General features: G+C 38.3%; 21 protein-coding genes and 1 tRNA gene. 2 read left to right on the plus strand and 20 right to left on the minus strand.

Going from position 1 to position 18,951, the window contains the following annotated elements:
* Positions 1-37: 37 nt before the first annotated feature.
* The 3 genes from alr to pyk all read right to left on the minus strand — a co-directional run bounded on the left by alr (position 38) and on the right by pyk (position 4,136).
* Complete coding sequence (gene alr, locus HMPREF2732_RS06825) at positions 38-1,120, minus strand: alanine racemase (RefSeq protein ID WP_070592211.1); 1,083 nt, start codon at positions 1,118-1,120, stop codon at positions 38-40.
* Positions 1,121-1,143: 23 nt separating this feature from the next.
* Entirely contained in the window at positions 1,144-2,550 is a 1,407-nt protein-coding gene (locus HMPREF2732_RS06830; protein WP_014065263.1) for a replicative DNA helicase, read from the minus strand.
* A 149-nt stretch (positions 2,551-2,699) separates the two neighbouring features.
* On the minus strand, positions 2,700-4,136 hold the full coding sequence (gene pyk / locus HMPREF2732_RS06835) for a pyruvate kinase (protein ID WP_070592212.1): 1,437 nt from the start codon (positions 4,134-4,136) through the stop codon (positions 2,700-2,702).
* A 226-nt stretch (positions 4,137-4,362) separates the two neighbouring features.
* Here pyk and HMPREF2732_RS06840 point away from each other — a divergent pair.
* Positions 4,363-4,439 (plus strand) — tRNA-Val (locus tag HMPREF2732_RS06840).
* A 191-nt stretch (positions 4,440-4,630) separates the two neighbouring features.
* Positions 4,631-5,842: a tyrosine-type recombinase/integrase gene (locus HMPREF2732_RS06845; RefSeq protein ID WP_070592213.1), complete on the plus strand. Its 1,212-nt coding sequence runs from the start codon at positions 4,631-4,633 to the stop codon at positions 5,840-5,842.
* 175 nt (positions 5,843-6,017) lie between these two features.
* On the opposite strand, the gene HMPREF2732_RS06850 is transcribed toward HMPREF2732_RS06845, so the two are convergent.
* The 17 genes from HMPREF2732_RS06850 to HMPREF2732_RS06930 form a co-directional block, all read right to left on the minus strand.
* Entirely contained in the window at positions 6,018-7,793 is a 1,776-nt protein-coding gene (locus HMPREF2732_RS06850; protein WP_070592214.1) for a DNA primase family protein, read from the minus strand.
* Positions 7,777-8,202 (minus strand): hypothetical protein, encoded by a 426-nt coding sequence (locus HMPREF2732_RS06855; protein WP_070592215.1) that lies wholly within the window; start codon positions 8,200-8,202, stop codon positions 7,777-7,779. Before HMPREF2732_RS06855 ends, HMPREF2732_RS06850 begins: the two co-directional genes overlap by 17 nt.
* 1 nt (position 8,203) lies before the next feature.
* Positions 8,204-8,584 carry a hypothetical protein gene (locus tag HMPREF2732_RS06860; protein WP_070592216.1) on the minus strand — a complete coding sequence of 127 codons (381 nt, stop codon included), beginning with the start codon at positions 8,582-8,584 and terminating at the stop codon, positions 8,204-8,206.
* Positions 8,577-8,780 carry a hypothetical protein gene (locus HMPREF2732_RS06865; protein ID WP_261673767.1) on the minus strand — a complete coding sequence of 68 codons (204 nt, stop codon included), beginning with the start codon at positions 8,778-8,780 and terminating at the stop codon, positions 8,577-8,579. The genes HMPREF2732_RS06860 and HMPREF2732_RS06865 overlap by 8 nt, the downstream gene beginning before the upstream one ends.
* Positions 8,777-9,106 carry a hypothetical protein gene (locus tag HMPREF2732_RS06870; RefSeq protein WP_070592217.1) on the minus strand — a complete coding sequence of 110 codons (330 nt, stop codon included), beginning with the start codon at positions 9,104-9,106 and terminating at the stop codon, positions 8,777-8,779. Before HMPREF2732_RS06870 ends, HMPREF2732_RS06865 begins: the two co-directional genes overlap by 4 nt.
* The gene (locus tag HMPREF2732_RS06875) at positions 9,099-9,725 is read right to left on the minus strand and encodes a host cell division inhibitor Icd-like protein (protein ID WP_261673768.1); all 627 of its coding nucleotides are present in this window, start codon (positions 9,723-9,725) and stop codon (positions 9,099-9,101) included. Before HMPREF2732_RS06875 ends, HMPREF2732_RS06870 begins: the two co-directional genes overlap by 8 nt.
* A 94-nt stretch (positions 9,726-9,819) precedes the next feature.
* Complete coding sequence (locus tag HMPREF2732_RS06880; RefSeq protein WP_232609970.1) at positions 9,820-10,164, minus strand: hypothetical protein; 345 nt, start codon at positions 10,162-10,164, stop codon at positions 9,820-9,822.
* 15 nt (positions 10,165-10,179) lie between these two features.
* Complete coding sequence (locus tag HMPREF2732_RS06885) at positions 10,180-10,383, minus strand: helix-turn-helix transcriptional regulator (RefSeq protein WP_070592218.1); 204 nt, start codon at positions 10,381-10,383, stop codon at positions 10,180-10,182.
* 159 nt (positions 10,384-10,542) lie between these two features.
* Positions 10,543-11,574: a coiled-coil domain-containing protein gene (locus tag HMPREF2732_RS06890; RefSeq protein WP_070592219.1), complete on the minus strand. Its 1,032-nt coding sequence runs from the start codon at positions 11,572-11,574 to the stop codon at positions 10,543-10,545.
* A gap of 798 nt (positions 11,575-12,372) precedes the next feature.
* On the minus strand, positions 12,373-14,040 hold the full coding sequence (locus HMPREF2732_RS06900) for a terminase large subunit (RefSeq protein WP_070592220.1): 1,668 nt from the start codon (positions 14,038-14,040) through the stop codon (positions 12,373-12,375).
* A 7-nt stretch (positions 14,041-14,047) separates the two neighbouring features.
* Entirely contained in the window at positions 14,048-14,416 is a 369-nt protein-coding gene (locus tag HMPREF2732_RS06905; protein WP_005698535.1) for a phage terminase small subunit P27 family, read from the minus strand.
* Between the two features lie 104 nt (positions 14,417-14,520).
* Entirely contained in the window at positions 14,521-14,880 is a 360-nt protein-coding gene (locus tag HMPREF2732_RS09690) for an HNH endonuclease signature motif containing protein (protein ID WP_083304373.1), read from the minus strand.
* Between the two features lie 16 nt (positions 14,881-14,896).
* Positions 14,897-15,208: a head-tail connector protein gene (locus HMPREF2732_RS06910; protein WP_070592221.1), complete on the minus strand. Its 312-nt coding sequence runs from the start codon at positions 15,206-15,208 to the stop codon at positions 14,897-14,899.
* The gene (locus HMPREF2732_RS06915) at positions 15,195-15,536 is read right to left on the minus strand and encodes a phage head closure protein (protein WP_065285339.1); all 342 of its coding nucleotides are present in this window, start codon (positions 15,534-15,536) and stop codon (positions 15,195-15,197) included. Before HMPREF2732_RS06915 ends, HMPREF2732_RS06910 begins: the two co-directional genes overlap by 14 nt.
* Positions 15,529-16,755 (minus strand): phage portal protein, encoded by a 1,227-nt coding sequence (locus HMPREF2732_RS06920; RefSeq protein WP_070592222.1) that lies wholly within the window; start codon positions 16,753-16,755, stop codon positions 15,529-15,531. Before HMPREF2732_RS06920 ends, HMPREF2732_RS06915 begins: the two co-directional genes overlap by 8 nt.
* Position 16,756: 1 nt before the next feature.
* Complete coding sequence (locus HMPREF2732_RS06925; RefSeq protein WP_070592223.1) at positions 16,757-17,323, minus strand: HK97 family phage prohead protease; 567 nt, start codon at positions 17,321-17,323, stop codon at positions 16,757-16,759.
* Between the two features lie 45 nt (positions 17,324-17,368).
* On the minus strand, positions 17,369-18,559 hold the full coding sequence (locus tag HMPREF2732_RS06930; protein ID WP_070592224.1) for a phage major capsid protein: 1,191 nt from the start codon (positions 18,557-18,559) through the stop codon (positions 17,369-17,371).
* Between the last annotated feature and the right edge of the window lie 392 nt (positions 18,560-18,951).

Below are 18,951 nucleotides of genomic sequence, written 5' to 3' on the forward strand. Positions count from 1 at the left end.
TTGAATTCTTTACATTTTTGCTTTCTTACAAAAACAATTAATCGACATATTCTGTTATAACACGAGGGGTTAATTTTGTAATCAATTCATAGCTTAAAATACCACTGTATTTAGCTACCGTTTCAATTGGTAATTCCTTACCCCATAAAATCACTTCATCACCAACTTTATCTTGGCTATCTGGACCTAAATCCACCGTCAGCATATCCATTGAGACACGACCAACAATAGGAACAATACGACCATTTAGATAAACTGGTGTACCTTCTGGCACATCACGCGGATATCCATCACCATAACCAATGGCAACCACGCCAATTTTAGTATCTTTCGGACTCGTCCAAATACCGCCATAGCCAACAGGCTCCCCTTTTTTATGATCACGTACAGAAAGCAAAGATGACGTTAAATTCATCACGGGAGTTAAACCAAATTCAGCACCTACAGTATCTGTTGGTGAAATGCCGTACATAATAATCCCTGGGCGAATACAATCTAAATGCGCTTCTGGCCAGAATAGAATCCCACCTGATGCGGCAATGGTTCGTTCTCCTGCTTTATCTTTTGTCGCTTGAAGGAAACGATCGAGCTGAACTTGAGTGTAATCGGAATCTAACTCATCAGCACGGCTAAAATGGCTCACAAAACCTAAGTGCGGTTGAATTTGAGGAAGTTTTTTCAGCTCTTGATAAAAATAATCCACTTCATCAAGTGACACACCTAAACGGTGCATACCAGTATCAATTTTTAACCAGACTTTAATTGGACTTGGTACTACAGCTCGTTGTAATGCTTCAAGCTGTTCACGGTTATGAACCACGGTTTCAATGTTATTTACCGCAATAATCGGTAAGTCTTTTTCATCAAAAAAGCCTTCCAGCAATAAGATCGGTTTGATAATGCCGTTAGAGCGTAAAGATAATGCTTCTTCTAAACGAGCCACGGCAAAGCAGTCCACCATACTTTCTAAAGCGGATGAAACGAATACTACACCGTGACCATATGCATTTGCTTTTACCACGGCAATAATTTTACTGTGGGGCGCTTTTTCTTTAATAACTTGTAAATTATGTTTTAAGGCAAGCGAACTGATTTTCGCTGTTGCCGGTTTTACGTTCATTTTTCTAATCCGTTATCTCTTGCCTAATAATCATCTCTGTATTCACGCTGCTCGGCAAGATTATCAAAGCGTGAGAACTGACCGTTAAATGCTAAACGTACACGACCAATCGGACCGTTACGTTGTTTACCAATAATGATTTCAGCAACCCCTTTATCTTCAGAATTATCGTTATACACTTCGTCACGATAAATGAACATAATCAAGTCTGCATCCTGCTCAATAGAGCCTGATTCACGTAAATCTGAGTTTACCGGACGTTTATCTGCACGTTGTTCCAATGTACGGTTAAGCTGGGAAAGTGCAATGACTGGAACTTCTAATTCTTTTGCTAATGCTTTTAATGAACGGGAAATCTCAGCGATCTCTAAGGTACGGTTATCTGAAAATCCGGGCACGCGCATTAATTGAAGGTAATCCACCATAATCATACTCAAGCCCCCATTTTCGCGATACACACGACGCGCACGAGAACGTAATTCTGTTGGGGTTAAACCAGATGAATCATCGATATAAAGATTATTTTTTTGCTTAAACATCCCAAACACGCTAGCAATTTTGCTCCATTCCGTTTCATCCAAGTTTTGGCCTGTACGAATTTTGGTTTGATCCACGCGAGCAAGAGAGGCAATCATACGCATCATGATTTGTTCAGCTGGCATCTCTAAACTAAATACCAACACTGGCTTATCACTTGCCATGGCGGCATTTTCACAAAGGTTCATCGCAAAGGTGGTTTTACCCATGGAAGGACGTGCTGCAACAATGATGAGATCGGAAGGTTGTAAACCTGCGGTTTTCTTATCTAAGTCAACGAAACCTGTTGTGACCCCTGTCACACCGCTATGATTTTCAAGCTTACTTAAGGTATCAATACGAGCAATAGTGCTTTCCAACACACTGATCACATTTTGTGGCCCTTCAGTTGAAGAACTGCGTTTTTCAGCAATAGCAAACACCTCTCTTTCAGCTTCATCCAACACCATTTTGATGTCTTTGCCTTTAGGCGAATAACTGTTTTCTGCAATACGATTCCCCACGGCAATAAGCTCACGCAAAATCGCTTTTTCACGTACAATTTCAGCATAAGCTAAAATATTAATGGCATTTGGGGTGTTATTGGAAAGATCAGCGAGATAAGCAAAACCGCCTACGGAATCACTAATGCCTTTGGCTTTAAGGGCTTGATCAAGGGTGATTAAATCAATCGGCGTTTGATTGCGCATTAGCTCTTCCATCGTTTGGAAGATCGCTTTATGCGCAAAAGTATAAAAATCCTCAGCAATGACTCTTTCAGCAATACCATCCCAATGTTGATTACTCAACATAATGCCGCCAAGTACGGCTTGTTCAGCTTCAGTGGAATGAGGCGGGATGCTAACTTGTTCAGTTTTCTGATCAGGTGATTGGATTTGTCTTTGTGAGGCCATAAGGATTTCAATTTAAACTAAAAAACTGTGCCTATGATACCGCAAATACGAGGTGGTTTTAAGAAAAAAGTTCGGTCAATATTTTCAATATTTTAGATATAAAAAAACGGTGGAAAAATCCACCGCTCTTTTTTATTCATGAATGTTGATTATTCAACAGTTAAAGTACGACAAACGTTAGTTGTACCTTCTGACTCATCACCTTGTGTTAATAAAACAACATCACCTGAAACTAAATAACCTTTTTCTTTTAATAGGTTAATCGCTGCTTTTGCACCTGCAGAGCTACGAGATTCACCATCAAAATGAACTGGTGTGACACCGCGGTATAATGCACAACGGTTTAATGTTTCTTGAACACGAGAAAGTGCAAAGATTGGTAAGCCAGAGCTAATACGTGACATTAATAATGGTGTACGGCCAGAGTGGCTTAATGTAATGATTGCAGCGATACCGCTTAAGTGGTTTGCTGCGTACATTGCAGACATTGCTACTGATTCTTCAATATCTCTGAACTCACGATCTAAACGGTGATGAGAAATATTGATGCTAGGCATTTTTTCTGCACCTAAACATACGCGTGCCATTGTTGCAACTGTTTCTGCTGGATATTGACCTGCTGCAGTTTCAGCTGAAAGCATTACTGCATCAGTACCATCTAATACCGCATTTGCCACGTCCATTACTTCTGCACGAGTTGGCATTGGGTTGCTGATCATTGACTCCATCATTTGAGTTGCAGTGATTACCGCACGGTTTAATTGACGTGAACGACGAATTAATTTTTTCTGTACGCCAACTAATTCAGGATCACCGATTTCAACACCTAAGTCACCACGTGCAACCATGATTACATCTGAAGCAAGGATAATATCATCCATCGCTGCTTCATCCACTACGGTTTCAGCACGTTCAACTTTAGCAACGATTTTCGCTTCTAAACCAGCTTGTTTTGCTAATTCACGTGCATAGTTTAAATCTGCACTTGAACGTGGGAAAGATACCGCTAAGTAATCTACACCGATACGTGCAGCAGTGATGATGTCAGCTTTATCTTTTTCAGTTAATGCATCTGCAGATAAGCCACCGCCTAATTTGTTGATCCCTTTATTGTTCGATAATGGACCGCCAACTGTCACTTCAGTAAATACTTTTGCACCATCAGTAGAAAGCACTTTTAATTGAACACGGCCGTCATCTAATAAAAGAATATCGCCTGGCACAACATCTTGTGGAAGTGTTTTATAGTCTAAACCAACGGCTTCTTGATTACCTTCACCTTTTGGTAATTCCGCATCAAGAATAAATTTATCGCCAACATTTAAGAAAATTTTGCCATCTTTAAAAGTAGAAACACGAATTTTAGGGCCTTGTAAATCACCTAAAATTGCCACGGTTTTACCTAATTTTTTGGCGATTGAACGAACACGCTCAGCACGGCCGATATGATCGTCTGGTGTGCCGTGAGAAAAGTTCATACGCACAACATTAGCGCCTGCTGCGATAATTTTTTCAAGATTGTTATCGCGGTCTGTTGCAGGACCCATTGTACATACAATCTTCGTTCTTCTTAATTTTTTAGACATTATCTAAACTCCACAAATAGTTACAATTTAAAAAAGCTTTTTTAATTTCGGCTCATCCGAGATAAAAACCGTCGCGCATTATACGCTTAAACCACTGCAAAATCAAAACAAGCACTGAGAGTTTTTGCAACAAATTTTGGTTATTTTTTTAGCAGCTAAATTTAACTTAAAACAAATCCCCTTGTTTTCATCATTAAAACTGTTTATCATCTGCCACATCTTTTACGCGACTATAGCTCAGTTGGTTAGAGCACCACCTTGACATGGTGGGGGTCACTGGTTCGAGTCCAGCTAGTCGCACCATTTACCCTAAACACAGCCCCGCGAAACTACTCGCGGGGTTTTGTTTTTCCTAGTGTTTTCAAGGCTTTTCAGCCCTTTTACTTATCGCCACTAATCAGACTTAATTGTCTTTAACCGCATTTTTTAGTAACAAGTTTAGTAACAAGGTGATAAACTTCGAAAAATCTTGTTACTAAAACTAAGGAAAAATGATGCCTCGTGTTACTAAACCGCTCACAAATACCGAAGTAGATAAAGCGAAAACAAAGGATAAAGAATACAATCTAAGTGATGGTAACGGTCTTTTTTTACGCATTAAGCCTACCGGTGCTAAGGCTTGGATTTTCAATTATTATCACCCAGTAACAAATAAACGCACTTCTTTTACTATTGGAACTTATCCAGCTATAACACTTGCGCAAGCTCGCCAAAAACGCGAAGAATATCGCGCCCTACTCGCTCAAAGTATCGATCCGCAAGAATACACAAAAGAACAAGAACTAATTAAAAACGGACAGAACGAAAATACTTTCTATAAAGTCGCTTTACTTTGGAAAGAAAAAAGAAGTAAAGAAATTGAGCCTATGACAATGGAAAAGAATTGGGCAAGATTAGAAAACTATCTATTCCCTACTCTTGGAAATTACCCTATCGATCAGATTACTTCCCCTTTATTGATTAAAACTGTTCGACCATTAAATGAAAAAGGTTTCAATGATACGCTGCACCGTTTATTAAACCTCGCTAATCAGATTTTAAATTATGCGGTAACAATAGGATTGATTTCGTTTAATTCTTGCTTGAAAGCATCTGATGCTTACCATAAAGAGCCTCAAAAACATCACCCAGCAATCAAACCGGAAGAACTACCGAAACTATTACAAGACTTCAAAAATTCAAACAGGGATTATCTAACAAAGGTTTTGTTCCGCTGGCAATTACTTTCTATGGTTCGTCCGGCTGAGGCGGTTTCTGTTGAATGGTCTGAAATTGATTTCGATAAGAAACTATGGACTATTCCAGCAATCAAAATGAAAAAAACAAGACAAGGGCAATTTCCTCACATTGTTCCGCTTTCATCTTTAATGATGGATATTCTGAAAGAATTGAAACCTATAACAGGTGATGACAAATTCGTATTTTCTCACTATCACAAGCCTAACCAATCAGCTAGTAAAGAACTAATAGCTAACGCATTGAGAAAAATAGGTTACAAAGGGATTCAAGATGCTCACGGATTGAGATCGATAGCTAGAACGTTTTTAGAAGATCAGCAAATTGATTTCCGTATTGCTGAAAGTTGTCTTGCTCATAGCATTGGGAATAAAACAAGTCAGGCGTATAACCGTTACGATTATGTAGAACTCCGCCGCCCTGTGATGCAATTATGGAGTAATTTTGTGGAGCAATGCGAAAAAGATTAAAAATTTTTTTATTTTTTGATTTTTTGCCTTCACTATCCACTTTTTCACATTTTATCTTTTAAAATCATATAGTTAAATAAGTGAACACTTAAAAATCAGGTGTCATCACCTCTCCACCTCTCCACTATATTCTTATGTAATAATCAAAAAAAGAGGGCTTTCGCCCTATATTTTGTTATTTTTGTAAATATTCATTAAAAAACTCATCATAATTTTTGAAGTGAATATTTGTTTTGAATACTCCACCTGTTGTCCTTTTACTCTTAAACCCAATAGGGTTTCTATTTTGAATCAGCCCTTGTCTGATTGCGCTCGTAAAGTTGTTATAACTTATCGGGTATTCATGGTTTATAGCATCTACAAATTCTAAATAAGCAGGATAAAGGTGAGTTCTAAAACGACTGCGCATCTTTGCGTTACCAATTCCAAGCCCATTTTCTTCTTCTGTGGTGTAAAAATAACTACAAAATAAAGCAATATGATCTGAATTGATTTTAATCTTTAACGCCTCATCACTTTTTTGTTGCTGCTCTAGAAGTTGTTTTGCCTCTAATGGATATTTAAAAGAATGGATTATCTTGTAAATGATAGCACTAATTTCACCTTCTATTTTATCCATAAAATCGGGGTCTCTATCTTTTTCTGGGATGATTTTATCAAAAGAAAAAATAACCCTCCGTCTTTCTATTGCTCCACTTCTATCAGTAAATTTTGTTGGCTCATTATTAACTACCAAGATAACCGCTGGAATAACTGTGGTAAATCTAGAAATATATTTTTTATCAATTCTAACATCATCGCCACCTGTTACGCGTTTTAATCCAGAGCCTTTCCCACCGTATGCTTGTTGTTCTGAACAAATCAATAGTAGTTTATCCTCAAATCCATCCATTTCTTTGGGGTCTTCAAAATCTTCTAAAGATGCTGCACTAATATTTTGTTCACCAACTAACATTTTGGCTAATTTAGCAAATACTGATTTTCCACTTCCGCCATGCCCTGTAACTTCCAGATACATTTGCCAGTTATAACGATTGGTAAGAATCATATAGAACGCGGCTAAAATCGCATTTCTCTTATCTTGTTTACCATCGCTTACCCAGTCAAGCCAGTTGTCAAAATTTGGCGTTGGTTGTTTCTCATCAATATAATCATGAGGAATATGCGATAAAAGCCAGTTTTCTTTAGAGTGTTCTGAAAACTCCAAAGTTTTTCTATCTAGAACTCCATTTCTAAAGGCTAATAAACCTCGTTTTGGTGAGCCTACTATCGTAGATTGGATCTTCAATGTTTTCACAGTCAATTCAATTGAATTCGCGTTATATCTAAGATTGTTTTCTTCAAAAAAACGCACTGCACCGCTTATTAAATTTCCATCATCATATCGATCCCAACTTACGCCATTATAAGTTAGCGTTTCTTTTGTGAGAGGTATATATCCAAAATCAAATCCTAGATATTTAGAAAGTGCGCGTGCTTTTTTATCTGCCCAATCGCTATCTTTCACCTTCTCTTGCGGCATCAATTGGTCTGCTAAATCAGCTGTCTTTTTATCAGTTCGCAAGCGTTGAATGTAAGAGCTTAAATCCTCTTTCACTTGTGCGGCCGCATCAATGAGTTTCACTTCTCTGGCCGAAGTGTTTTTTGCTAAATTCTGACAAATTGCGGTGATTTCCTCCTGTTTTAATTCGCCATATTGAGCAATCTTTACTAACTGCTGATCTTCTTTAGCTATACGCGTTGAAGAAATATTGCTTAATTGATTCTCGCCTAGAATGACTGGTTTTTGCTTGCTTTCTAAACCTTCTACTAATCGGCATAATATTTGCCATTCTTCACCTTTTCCGTTATCCCATGCTTGCCATGCTTTAGAGCCAGCCAGCACAAATAAATCGGAATAAGGTTCATGCGGTTGATCCGCAAGATGCGGAGCATTAATTAATCGAGCCATCTTTTCCCCCTACATCTACATACTTATAACCATTCGGCATTGATTCAGCTAATCTGGCGTCTGCCGCATTTTGTAAAGTTGAGAGAATTTCAAACAGTCCATCCATAGCCGCCAAAGATAATCCTTTAATTACAGCATCTTCATCACTCATAGCACTTACTGGCGGCTGACATACTGATGCTTTAGATATCATTTCATCAAGATAAATACGAAGGAAGAAGAGTTCATTTCTTACCCGCATCAATGCCGCACACTGTTCTGGAGTGAAAGTTCTGAAAATATTAGCTAATTCAGCAACGCAAGCCATAGTGTAAGGAATAGTGCTTACTTCTTCCCCTTGTCGTTGTCTTACTCTCGAGGTGATTGCGGTGAATTCTGTTTCGTTTAAGCGATTAATATCGATTTTCATGTTATTTACTCCCTTTTTGTAATTCAATTCTTTCAATCTGTAACTGCTCAATCTGTTCTACCACTTCAACAAGCTTATTGATTAAGTAGTTATTTGCTTGATTAAAGCCTTTTAACGCTCCGTACTTATCATTAAGTTCCGCACCTTGCGACTTAGCCATTTCATTAAGTAACTTTGAGCCAGCTTTTAATCTAATTACTAAATCAGCTAGTTCATTACGGAATTTCACTTTGTGATGAAACTCGTCCGGATAAACTTCAAGGCATCGTTTGTTACTATCTAGGATTAGTTGAAATTGGCGCGAAAGTTGAGAATATTTCGTCATTAACGGATTGAATGGCTCTTTACCTTTAACTTTTCTTTTTAATGTTTGTTTACGCATTTACTTTCCCCCTTCTGATTGTCGCTGCTTTCTTAATTTGCTCGATTGATGCCTCTAGTCCTTTGTAGTGTCCTGTGTGTAGATAATCCTCTGCGAAGGCTAAGAATTGTTTAATACGTTTACAGGCTTTCTCTAACTGCTCTGGTGTCGGTACGTATGGCTCTTTGAATGATTTGATTTTTTTAGATTTCATCATTTCGCCCCCTTATCTCCACCATTGAGATGATAAGTTGCTTGGATAGAGGCTTCTCGTAAGGTATTAAGAAAATAAGCGTTAGCCTGAATTAATGCTCCGATATGTTTTACGTTATCATTGCTCATAGCTCGATTATCAAAATCCTGCTTAGAATCAGCAAAGAAACCTAAACGACTTATCATATCGCCCAATTCCATTAAGCCATATTCGATAGATTCACAAAGACATTCGCTTTCTGTGCGAATTTTCTCTAAGGTCTGTTCACTTACATCATTACTATTAACAACATCTTGAAGAGCTATTTGAATAGCATCATAACTAAGCATGGTCCACCTCCGCGAAAGAGATTGAAGGGAAAGTATTTGCTGATAAAGCACTAGCGTTTTGAAGATTGATTCTTCCAGCAAGCACTAAGACGAACTCACGGGCAAGCTTAGCGCGTGCGTTGCGTTCGCTATCAGCGGTAATACGGATTTTTTGAAGGTGATTTGATAAATCAGTACGGCGAATAGCCGCGAAGATGAATTGATACATTTGCGTAGATTCCAGTAAAATTTTTTCAGAATCTACCGCTAGACTTCTCACGGTCGGGCGGTAGAACGTAACAGGGTGAGAAACTGCCTTTACTGGAAAACAGCCAACCGCTAAGGGTTGCCCATTACGCTCTACCATTGAGAGAATGATCGGATTTATATGTAAAGCAAAATCCGCATATTCTTTAGGTGTGCGAATGTTACGAACAAAAAAAGCACGGTTTTGTGGCGTGCTATCGTTCGCCAGTAAATAATTCAGCTTCTCACGGCTGGCAATCACTTTTTCTGATTGCGTGTTCATGATGCCAAATTTAACTGTGGTTTGTAAAGCGATTTCAATCAAAAACAACTTGAAAAATATTTCATATTGTTTACAATATATATGATTTAAATTCATGGTAATTTTCTTCATGTTTTAAGTCCTCGTATTGATTTGAGATTTACCTTTTGAGAGATTCTTAAGGTTGAATACGCCGCTTGGGAGAGCCTTGCGGCGTTTGTCTTTTCTATTGCTTAAAATGCGCATCAATAACTTGATTTATTTGCGCGGGTGAAATGGGATATTCATCAAGAAGTTTCCCTTTAGCTTGTTTTGCTGCTAGTTTTTGGTTGTATAAACTGGCAACTCTTTCCACCTGTTCCGCATTAGCAAGCATATAGCGGGTAAACAGTTTCCCAGTCTGACTAACCTCACGTTCTCGGTTCAATTCAATCCCTAAAATTCTTTCAATCTCATTAACCTCATTACGAGCATTGAGGAAATGAACGTTGAAATAACTTTCTTTCTCACTAATACCTGTTTTCGGTTTTAAAATAAGTTCTTTAGCGATTGTCATTAGTCTTGTAGTCATTATTTCCTCCATTAATTAAGCGCGTGCCGCTTTTTGTTCTTCAATCCATTGATTTACTTCTTCTACATCCCATAGGACAAAGGTTTGTGAAAGTCGAATAGGTTGTGGGAATTTTTTTTCTTTAACTAAACAATTTAGTTTTGTGCGCTGAAAGCCAACGATGCGGCAAACAGTTTTACCAGGAATTAATTTTTGTGATTGGATTTGCGTTTGATTCATGAAGAACACCTCTCTTTATGTTTAACTTGTGCGGGTTTAAGTAACCGCGTTGAGTTGTAACGTTACGAGAGTAATTAAAACGCGTTAAGGTGGGGTTATAGCAATAGGGTGATAGTGAACTTTTACTGTCACCCTTTACTATGATAGTTATAAAATCAATTAGTTACGATTGATAGGACAGGCGACGATTTCTATCGCGGTTGCTTGTTTTTGAGAAAGGTTATATTTTTCTTGAATTTCTTTTGCCGTTGCTTCCGCTTTAGGGGCGTTATTTAAGTTTGGATAGTAGTTCGCCCAATATTCTTTTCTGGCTTGAATAGCTAATGCTAAGCGGTCGTTCTCCATGAACTCATTTAATTGTATTGGATAATCCATATTATCAAGTGCAGCCTGTAATTCAGCTATTTTTTTATCCTTTTCTGATAATTCATCTTTCAGTTTTTCTAAAGCTGGTAACAGTTCTTCTGTTTGCTTACCCTTTAATTCGAGTTTATTTTTTAGCCGCTGAATTTCGTCTTGTTTATCTTCACTATCAATAATAGAAAAAAATTCTAAGAACGAAACAATATCTTTATGTAGAATGTGTAGATCTTCTAGTCTTATCCCGGTTCTATTCTCATAGATCGGAATATGAATATAAAAATCATCGTCAATACTCATCTTTATATCTGGGAACTCATTAATCCCGCCAGCTTCTATCAATTCATCTGTATTATATTCATTTAATATCAGATTACTAACCGGAAAGTACCCATTAAATATAATATTCTGAAACTTATCTAATTCACCACTATAAAGATTTATTTGATTGTTGTTTTCAAAATAATCATCTAGATAAAATCTATCATTTAAAATAATTATTAAATTAAAATATATATTATTTATATCTATTCTAAATATTTCAAAATCTCTAATGTGATTAATTTTTGCGTTAATCTCACTTTTATTAAACTGTAAGAATATTTCTTCATTTCTAACCTCTAAAGCCATATCTTTTGACAGTTCTTTCCTGTTTATTGATTCTACCTTGCTTAGCCTGCCATCAAGATAAATTGAGGCTTTTAACTCTCCTGTTTGAATGTAACCTATTAAATCACGCTCTGAAATATTAATATCGTAGTTTAATGAAATATATTTTACCGCATCTGTGATGGAGTATGCCTGTTTAGGCAAAAACTTTAATATCTTCATAAAACGCCCCTTTCGCATTTAGTCCTTATTTGAGAGAGCGCACCAGCAAAGTAAGGTTCTTTGTTTTCGGGGATCAGCCTAGATGCGCTATATTTGGTTGGTTTTTAGGAAATGTTAGCCGTTCGCTATATTCTTTGGCTCAAAGGGCTTGAAGTTTATTTAGTAAAGGCGGATAATTGAATTGCCTTTAGAAACTCCCCTTTGAGTGATAAAGGTTATTACATACGACTTTAATTTAAACCATCGTTCGCGCGGTGGCTTTTCTGTTCCTAAAACTCTAATTATTAATCAATAAAGCCGATTAATTTTTGTTCATTATAACAAATTTAATTATAAAGTTTAACTACGTTTAGTTACGGCTCTTTCATATCTAATCTATTGATATTATAATAATTATGTTACATTTTAATTTGAAGTGTAACAGGGATTCCCAGTGAATTGGGAATACTTGTAAAAATGGTCTTTCGATACGTCATTATGTCATCATCCCCTCGTTGTGAAACGCGGGGATTTTTTTGCCTAACGTTTGCTATTTCCGTTTAACTTTCTTCATTTCTTTGAGTTGCTTAGCGGCTATAAAGTAAATCGTTTCCAACGCGTCCATATTGGGGCTGTTCGGTCTGTTGTTTATTTCTCGTTTTGCTGCATCGCATTTACATTGAAGAATGTAGATAACTTCGTCCAGTGGATAAGGTTCATTGTCATCATACAAGCTAATAAAAGTGAAAAGTGCGGTAGATTTCTTATAGTGTTTCACTGCCGCTATTAGTAAGTTCTGTTTTGCCTCTTTACATCTAATCATATATCCAATCCGTTAAATTCCTCTAGTGCCTGTTTGTGTTCATCTGATAGTTCGAAAATTAAATCACCGTATTCAAGTTGATAAGTGCCGAAAGACATTAGGAAGGCGACTGCTGGGTCTATTTTGTTTGCTGCTTTCTTCTTGTTCGGTTTTATGTTGGCGTTCGCATCAGTTTCCATAACTACATTTGATAAAGCCCACGCAAGCACCGGATCGCCATTGTGTTCTATCATCTGTCTGTTTATTAAAACTTCCGCACTTTTTGCCACTGGGCTAAATCGTTGGTATGTTTGCGGGAATGGCTCTACTTCAAGCCCCGCCGCTTGTAATTGTGTTCGTAAATGGGTTGCGTTCCATACATCAAAGCCAATCATTTGTATATCAAACCGTTCAGCATCTTTCAGAATATCGTCTCTGATTTTGTCGTAGTCGATGCAATCCCCTTCTGTTGTGATTAACCAGCCATTCCGCACCCACTTCCGATACATTGCGCGGTTTTTATTTGCCACGTTGTTAAGCTGAAATTCTGGAATGTAGTGCCGTGTAAGCAATCTAACTTTGTTTCCGTGCGGGAATGTATAACAAAGGCTTGTTAAGTCGCTGGTACTTGATAAATCAAGCCCTAAATAGCAAGTTTGATGAAGTAAATCGCTGTCTGTGTACTTCCGTTCACATTGCTCCCAGTTTCCATCACCTAGCCACGGAGTAGTTCCTTGACACCATACATTAAAACGCTTGGTTAGCATTTCTACCCATTCGGACGGAATCCCCTTAGCCTTTTTGATAGTGTTCTCAAAGTCTAGGTAAGGAATGGATTTACCTATATTCGGATTTGCTTTTATCCAGTTTTCTTGATTGTCGATTTCGTTTTCTTCATCTAACTCAAAAATCAAAACAAATAAGCTATCGTTCTGCTCATTCCCTTCAAGGATTTGAGCGCAATAATCATAATGCTGCTTACAGGCGGAAATAACGTTACTTCCGGCTGTTGTAATGGCAAAGAGTAAACCTTCAGGGCGTGCGCCTTGCCCTAGCTCTAACGCGCTATATACGCTGTTGTCCGTGTGTAGGTGATATTCATCAACAATCGCTAAACTAGGGTTAGTTCCTTCAATGGTTGAAGATTTAGCGGCAAGCGGCCGCATAATGCTGTTGTTCTTTGGATTGATTAGCTTGTGTTGTTGAATGTTAAGGCGTTTTTTCAATGGAGCTGAAAGTAAACACATTTGACGAGCATCATCAAAAACTATCCTTGCTTGATCTCGGCTAACGGCTGCGGTGTATATATCCTGCTGTCCGCCTTCCATCACTAAAAACCAATTAGCTAAAACGGCTGCTATCGTTGATTTAGCGTTCTTTCTTGCTACTTGAACGTAAGCGGAACGATACTTTCTTAATCCTGTGTCTTTACGCTTAAAGCCTAGAATGTTGGCAAAGAGAAAGACTTGCCAATCTGAAAGAATAATTGGCTGTCCGCGTAAGTGTCCTTTAACGTGCGGGCATAGTTTCGAGAAAGCTAAAAACTTATTAACTGCTCCATCATCAAAGAAATAATCGGGATTGTTTAAATCGTTAAAATAACGCTCTACGGCTTGTTTTATCTTCTTACAAGCCACTAACTCACCCGATTTGATTTTCTCTGCGTATGCGTGCCATATTTCCATATTTCGCCTACATAGTTAGGATTTCATCTAAGATATCGTTTTCATCTACTTCAATAGGATTTTTTCTGCGGCTTACAGGGTCGAAACCTAGCAATGATGACATCTTAATCATCACCTTTTCGGCATCTGCTTTCGCTGACAAAGCTGGATTTCTTGATTGAGTGCCTTGACTATTCACAATAATGAAGCCATTTTTGGCTAAATCTGCTACGGAATGACGCCAAATTGCGTAGTTTTCGCAATAAATTTCAAGGTTCGTTAAATCTTCTGCTTTAATATCGCCACGCTCCGAAAGTTGTTTAATTCGGCTTTTCCATTGGGTTTTAGCGATACCATCTAAAAAATCAGGGGTTTTATAGTTTCTTCTCTTACTCATACATTTCCTTATTTTCAAAAAAATTGCCTTGCGTAAAAATTGAGTTGGGAGGGCGGTTCTGACGGCTTGAGCCTTTCTTTTTTAAACTCCCCCCACCCGTCTAATCATTCTTTTTTCGCTCCATATCCGCGTTGGTCTATTACTCGTGTTTTGTAACTGTGACAATTTCGGCATAAAGCTTGATGATTAGATTCAACCCAGAATAGAGGGTCTGCCTGTCCGTTCTCTACTGGCTTAATGTGGTCTATTACCGTTGCTGGTGTGTAGATTCCTTTCTCTAAACACATTACACAAAGCGGGTGAAAGCGTAAGTATTGCGCGCGGTACTTGCTCCACTTATGGTCATATCCTCGCGCGCTACTGCTGGCTCTTGTGTCTTTTGGCTTATGTTCTTCGCATCTACCGGACTTTACTTTGTTTTTACAGTTAGGATAGCTGCATCGTCTTAGTGGTTGATAAGGCATATCGATTACTAAATTCTTAGTAAGCGCAAGGCTCACGGTAAACATCCCATAGAGATTTAACAGTCATAGGGATAAGCGTTTGAGGGGCATCCGTTGTTATTTCTCGGTTACTGTATAAATGCCCGATATACATTAAACAGCCCACTTTTATAGCTGGGGTAAAAGGAACGGTGTTTTCTGTTTCTTCATCACCAAAGGTTTTGCCTATATGCTTTTGGCATACTTCAAGGGCTGCTACCTTATAGCTTTCGATTAAGTCATCATCTAAATCATGATCTACATTTAAATGCTGCTTAATTTCTTCAAGCGTTAAATCAGTTTTTTCCATTGCTTACCTCTTTACAAATAAGTTGTAATTCCCTGTGTGATTCCTTGCTATCAATGATGCTGGTTATTTCTAAGTTACGATTACCGTATTTCACGCGCATTGTGTTATCCACATTCGTTCCGTATCTAATACGGATTCGCACAATGTTTTCATTCGTTACGCTTGCGCTAGCAAAGAACTCTCTACCCTGTAACGGTTCAACCGCTGCGCGTATATTCGCAACGGTTTTCCACTTACTTACAAATCCGCCATAATCATTAGTTTCATTTACTTGTTTTTGTAAACTTATCGCCTTGTTATATTTACCGGCTCTAATCATTCTAGGCATCGTTCACCTCGTTTTCGTTTACGCTATCATTGCGTTTAACTTCTACGGTTTGTTTCCATGCTTGGCTGAATTCATCACCGCCAGCATAAGGCGGCAAGCCTTCACGTCTGCGAACTTCATTAGGTGACATTACGCCCGCTTTAATCGCCACATCGTAACTATTGAAACGTTCGTTTTGACTGGTGCGGAGTAAGTCGCTTGTGTCAAATTCGATTAAGTGCCGTTTCTTGCTACTGCTCGTTAAGTCAATCATTAAGGCATCTTTAAGCTGTTGTTCAAAGTTAGTTAGCCATGGGCGCAAGGTTTGTGATAAGAACGCTCTACTGGCCTCACTGAAATTCGCATAACTACTATTGGAATAATCTTGTAGGAAAATCGGGCTTATGTTGTAGATTCGGGCTATATCAGAAATTGTGAAGGTTCGACTTTGTAACCATTCGGCATCTTGGTTTGTCATGCCTAATTGTTTGTATTCCATTGAGCCTTCAAGGATTGGTGTTTTCCCCGCGTTCTTCGCGCCTTTGTAACGCTCTAAGGCTTTCACTGCTTTCTGTGCTTTCGCATCGTCTAACCATTCGGCCGTTGAGATTAATCCGCTGGCCATCAATCCGTTTTTCATGATTGCTGCGCCATGTCGTTGTTGTGCTAAACCTAGCCCGATAGTTTCGCGGCAAACAGTCACAGGTGAACGCCCCATAAATCCATCAAGGGAACTATGGCGTAAGTGTAAGATTTCATCTTGAAGGTAGTTTCTAGTAACTCCGTTTAAGTCCGTTACTTGGTAAATGTGTTCGCCTGTTACTTTACGGAAGATATTTACTGCACTCGGCTGGTAAGGTGTAAGGCTTACAGGTTCACCCTTGTTATTCCACTCAATCACAGCATAAGCATTACCAGTTAGCAAACAATGGCGCATCATCGTATATTTGAACTGGTAAGGCGTTTGATTTCGGTTAGGCATTTCATTTAAAAGATATTCAACCGGATGACGGTAGATTCTTTCTCGCCCATCTTCTTTCAGTGCGTACAGATAACAAGGCATAGATGCTACCGATTCGGCAATCACTGTTACTGCGTTCATAACCGCTGGTAGAGCCTCTGCCGTTTGTGGGCTGACATATTCGCCCGCACCTGTATTGTTTACGCCCATGTAAGATAGGAATTCATCAATAGTGATTGGCTCGCTGCGTTGCTCTTTTCGTCTAAAAGGATTCCACATATTATGCCCCCATTACATCAACCCACTTGCTTAAAAGTGCGGTAGATTTATCTTGCGTTTTTTCTTTAGCGGCCACCATCGAACGCTTAGCGATTTCAACACTACTTTCCGGATAAGCTGGAATACTTGTTACGGTAACTTCAAATAGCTCCGCTTTAATCACTGTTCTTTGATAAGGTTCAACATCAAATTTCCATTCTTCTTCCATCGCTCGGAATCCGAAAGACATCCCTGTAATATCACCACGTGAAACACTAACTAATAAATCTTTTCCTGTCGTTGTATCAGGTGGGCTTAGTTCAAAGCGTAAACCTATAGAATCCTCTTCTAGCTTTAATGTTCCCGAACTTGTTCGACCTAGTAACTTACTGCAGTCATGTTCAAAGAGTGCTCGCACATCTTCCCCACTAGCCAGGCTGTCACTAAAAGCTTTTGGCGCAAAGGATTCCACAAAATCACAATAAAGCACTTGTGAAGGGCTATTCCATTTCACTACATAACCAACTAGCTTTTGGTTTTCTTCATCGGTAGAAAGTGTTGCGGAGCGGATTTCAAATTCTTTATTCATATTTCACCTATTAAGCAAAAAAAGGGGCTTTCGCCCCTCTATGATTTATGCTGTTGTCTCAATCACTTTGATAGCATTTGAATCTACTACGCCACCACCTAAATATTTATCGGTGTGTACTTTATAGAATCCCGGTTCGGTTAAGTTGTCCGGACGGGTTCGCACGCCTGTTTCGTGATCTACAATGAAATATCCGCGTTTGAAGTCACCGAAGGCAATTACTGCTTTATTTGCTCCACCTGTCGGCATTGTTTCTAAGAAGTGGACTGGGCGGCCTAATAATGTTGCTGGGGCATCGGCTGTTAAACCATCGCGCCAGATATAATCACCGTTTTTGTTTTTAAGTTTTTGTAATGCTGCTGCAATCGTTGATGACATCACCCAAACCGCATTTTTACGGTATTTGCTATGAAGTGTATAGAACGCATCGATTAAAGTATCTGCATCAATCTTCGCTACGCCTGCTACTTCAATTTTTTGAAGTTTGCCAAATTGGCGTACTTTGTCATCTTCGGTTGTGCGTTGGTAGGTTAAGAAGCCTTTTGATTTTTTGTTACCATCACCGGAAGTTAAATCAGTTTCTTCTGTTTCTGTGAAGGTTTCAGAAATTTCATCAGTTAGCCAACCTAAAACATCAATGCTTGAGAAGTCTAAGATTTCTTGTGTAGTCTTAGGATAAGCATAGATTGAATTTAAAGCGATTGTTACTTCATGAAGTTTCGGGCTTGCTGTGCCGTTGCGTGCTGTGCCTTCTGTGCCGTGTTCTACTGCTGCACCGCCAGCTGATACTAATTTTTTGTATTCTTTCGCCCCAACCGGTAAGCGTACTACGTTACAAAGTTGGCGCATTACGCTATCGTCTGTTAAGCGTTTCATTACATCTTTGTCTAACTGTGGGATAACTGAATAGCCGCCATCTTCACCGTTATCCGTAGTTAAATTGCGAAGTTCACCAGTTTTCACATAATGGCGTAACTCATCATTTGAAAGTTGTTTCATGTTGCGTTGTTCTACCTGTTGAGATTGTTCGTTAAGGTTTCGTTCTTCATCAGCTACTGCCTCATATTTGCTGATTTCATCGCTCATTTGTTTTACTAAATCTTTCAGCTTTTCAAAATCTACTGATTCAGATTCATTCAATGAACGGTTTTCTTTTTCTGCTTTTTCAAGCATTGAGCGCATTTCTGCGACTTTTTCCGCCTTTTGTTGGCGTAACTCAATTAGTTTTTTAAACATATTCATCTATTCCTTATGAGATTTCTTTGTCTAAATTTAGACGACTTTTATTAAGTCAAAATATAATATATAGTGTTTTGTTTATTAAATAAACACCTTATTTTTCAATAATTTAGTTACGTTTAGATACGATAAGTTAAGGCTGTTTGATTGCTTAATTTTTGAACAGTTAGGGATTGGATATTCTGTATTGAGATGTTTTTTTTGATTAGTGAAGACTGGTGAAGACTTAGTGAAGACTAAAATAAACAGCCTTCACTATTATAAATACATAATAAATAAAGATTTTTTTCTTGTTTACTTTAAAAAGTGGAGAGGTGAAGACTATTTTATAAAAACTATATTATTTTAAGTTAGGCAATGTTATTGTAGTGTAGAATGAATAGTAAATT

Origin of the sequence: Haemophilus sp. HMSC061E01 (assembly GCF_001810345.1) — a bacterium.
In the GTDB taxonomy this organism is placed as follows: Bacteria; Pseudomonadota; Gammaproteobacteria; order Enterobacterales; family Pasteurellaceae; genus Haemophilus_D.

What these genes read in the sequence shown, in the direction of transcription:
- HMPREF2732_RS06830 (WP_014065263.1), bottom strand. Translation starts at nt 2,550, where the DNA reads ATGGCCTCACAAAGACAAATCCAATCACCTGATCAGAAAACTGAACAA.
- HMPREF2732_RS09690 (WP_083304373.1), bottom strand. Translation starts at nt 14,880, where the DNA reads ATGCCTTATCAACCACTAAGACGATGCAGCTATCCTAACTGTAAAAAC.
- HMPREF2732_RS06925 (WP_070592223.1), bottom strand. Translation starts at nt 17,323, where the DNA reads ATGAATAAAGAATTTGAAATCCGCTCCGCAACACTTTCTACCGATGAA.
- HMPREF2732_RS06850 (WP_070592214.1), bottom strand. Translation starts at nt 7,793, where the DNA reads ATGGCTCGATTAATTAATGCTCCGCATCTTGCGGATCAACCGCATGAA.
- HMPREF2732_RS06880 (WP_232609970.1), bottom strand. Translation starts at nt 10,164, where the DNA reads ATGACTACAAGACTAATGACAATCGCTAAAGAACTTATTTTAAAACCG.
- HMPREF2732_RS06905 (WP_005698535.1), bottom strand. Translation starts at nt 14,416, where the DNA reads ATGAGTAAGAGAAGAAACTATAAAACCCCTGATTTTTTAGATGGTATC.
- HMPREF2732_RS06915 (WP_065285339.1), bottom strand. Translation starts at nt 15,536, where the DNA reads ATGCCTAGAATGATTAGAGCCGGTAAATATAACAAGGCGATAAGTTTA.
- HMPREF2732_RS06900 (WP_070592220.1), bottom strand. Translation starts at nt 14,040, where the DNA reads ATGGAAATATGGCACGCATACGCAGAGAAAATCAAATCGGGTGAGTTA.
- HMPREF2732_RS06845 (WP_070592213.1), top strand. Translation starts at nt 4,631, where the DNA reads ATGCCTCGTGTTACTAAACCGCTCACAAATACCGAAGTAGATAAAGCG.
- HMPREF2732_RS06920 (WP_070592222.1), bottom strand. Translation starts at nt 16,755, where the DNA reads ATGTGGAATCCTTTTAGACGAAAAGAGCAACGCAGCGAGCCAATCACT.
- HMPREF2732_RS06910 (WP_070592221.1), bottom strand. Translation starts at nt 15,208, where the DNA reads ATGGAAAAAACTGATTTAACGCTTGAAGAAATTAAGCAGCATTTAAAT.
- HMPREF2732_RS06890 (WP_070592219.1), bottom strand. Translation starts at nt 11,574, where the DNA reads ATGAAGATATTAAAGTTTTTGCCTAAACAGGCATACTCCATCACAGAT.
- HMPREF2732_RS06855 (WP_070592215.1), bottom strand. Translation starts at nt 8,202, where the DNA reads ATGAAAATCGATATTAATCGCTTAAACGAAACAGAATTCACCGCAATC.
- HMPREF2732_RS06885 (WP_070592218.1), bottom strand. Translation starts at nt 10,383, where the DNA reads ATGAATCAAACGCAAATCCAATCACAAAAATTAATTCCTGGTAAAACT.
- HMPREF2732_RS06875 (WP_261673768.1), bottom strand. Translation starts at nt 9,725, where the DNA reads ATGAAGAAAATTACCATGAATTTAAATCATATATATTGTAAACAATAT.
- HMPREF2732_RS06930 (WP_070592224.1), bottom strand. Translation starts at nt 18,559, where the DNA reads ATGTTTAAAAAACTAATTGAGTTACGCCAACAAAAGGCGGAAAAAGTC.
- HMPREF2732_RS06860 (WP_070592216.1), bottom strand. Translation starts at nt 8,584, where the DNA reads ATGCGTAAACAAACATTAAAAAGAAAAGTTAAAGGTAAAGAGCCATTC.
- alr (WP_070592211.1), bottom strand. Translation starts at nt 1,120, where the DNA reads ATGAACGTAAAACCGGCAACAGCGAAAATCAGTTCGCTTGCCTTAAAA.
- pyk (WP_070592212.1), bottom strand. Translation starts at nt 4,136, where the DNA reads ATGTCTAAAAAATTAAGAAGAACGAAGATTGTATGTACAATGGGTCCT.
- HMPREF2732_RS06870 (WP_070592217.1), bottom strand. Translation starts at nt 9,106, where the DNA reads ATGCTTAGTTATGATGCTATTCAAATAGCTCTTCAAGATGTTGTTAAT.
- HMPREF2732_RS06865 (WP_261673767.1), bottom strand. Translation starts at nt 8,780, where the DNA reads ATGATGAAATCTAAAAAAATCAAATCATTCAAAGAGCCATACGTACCG.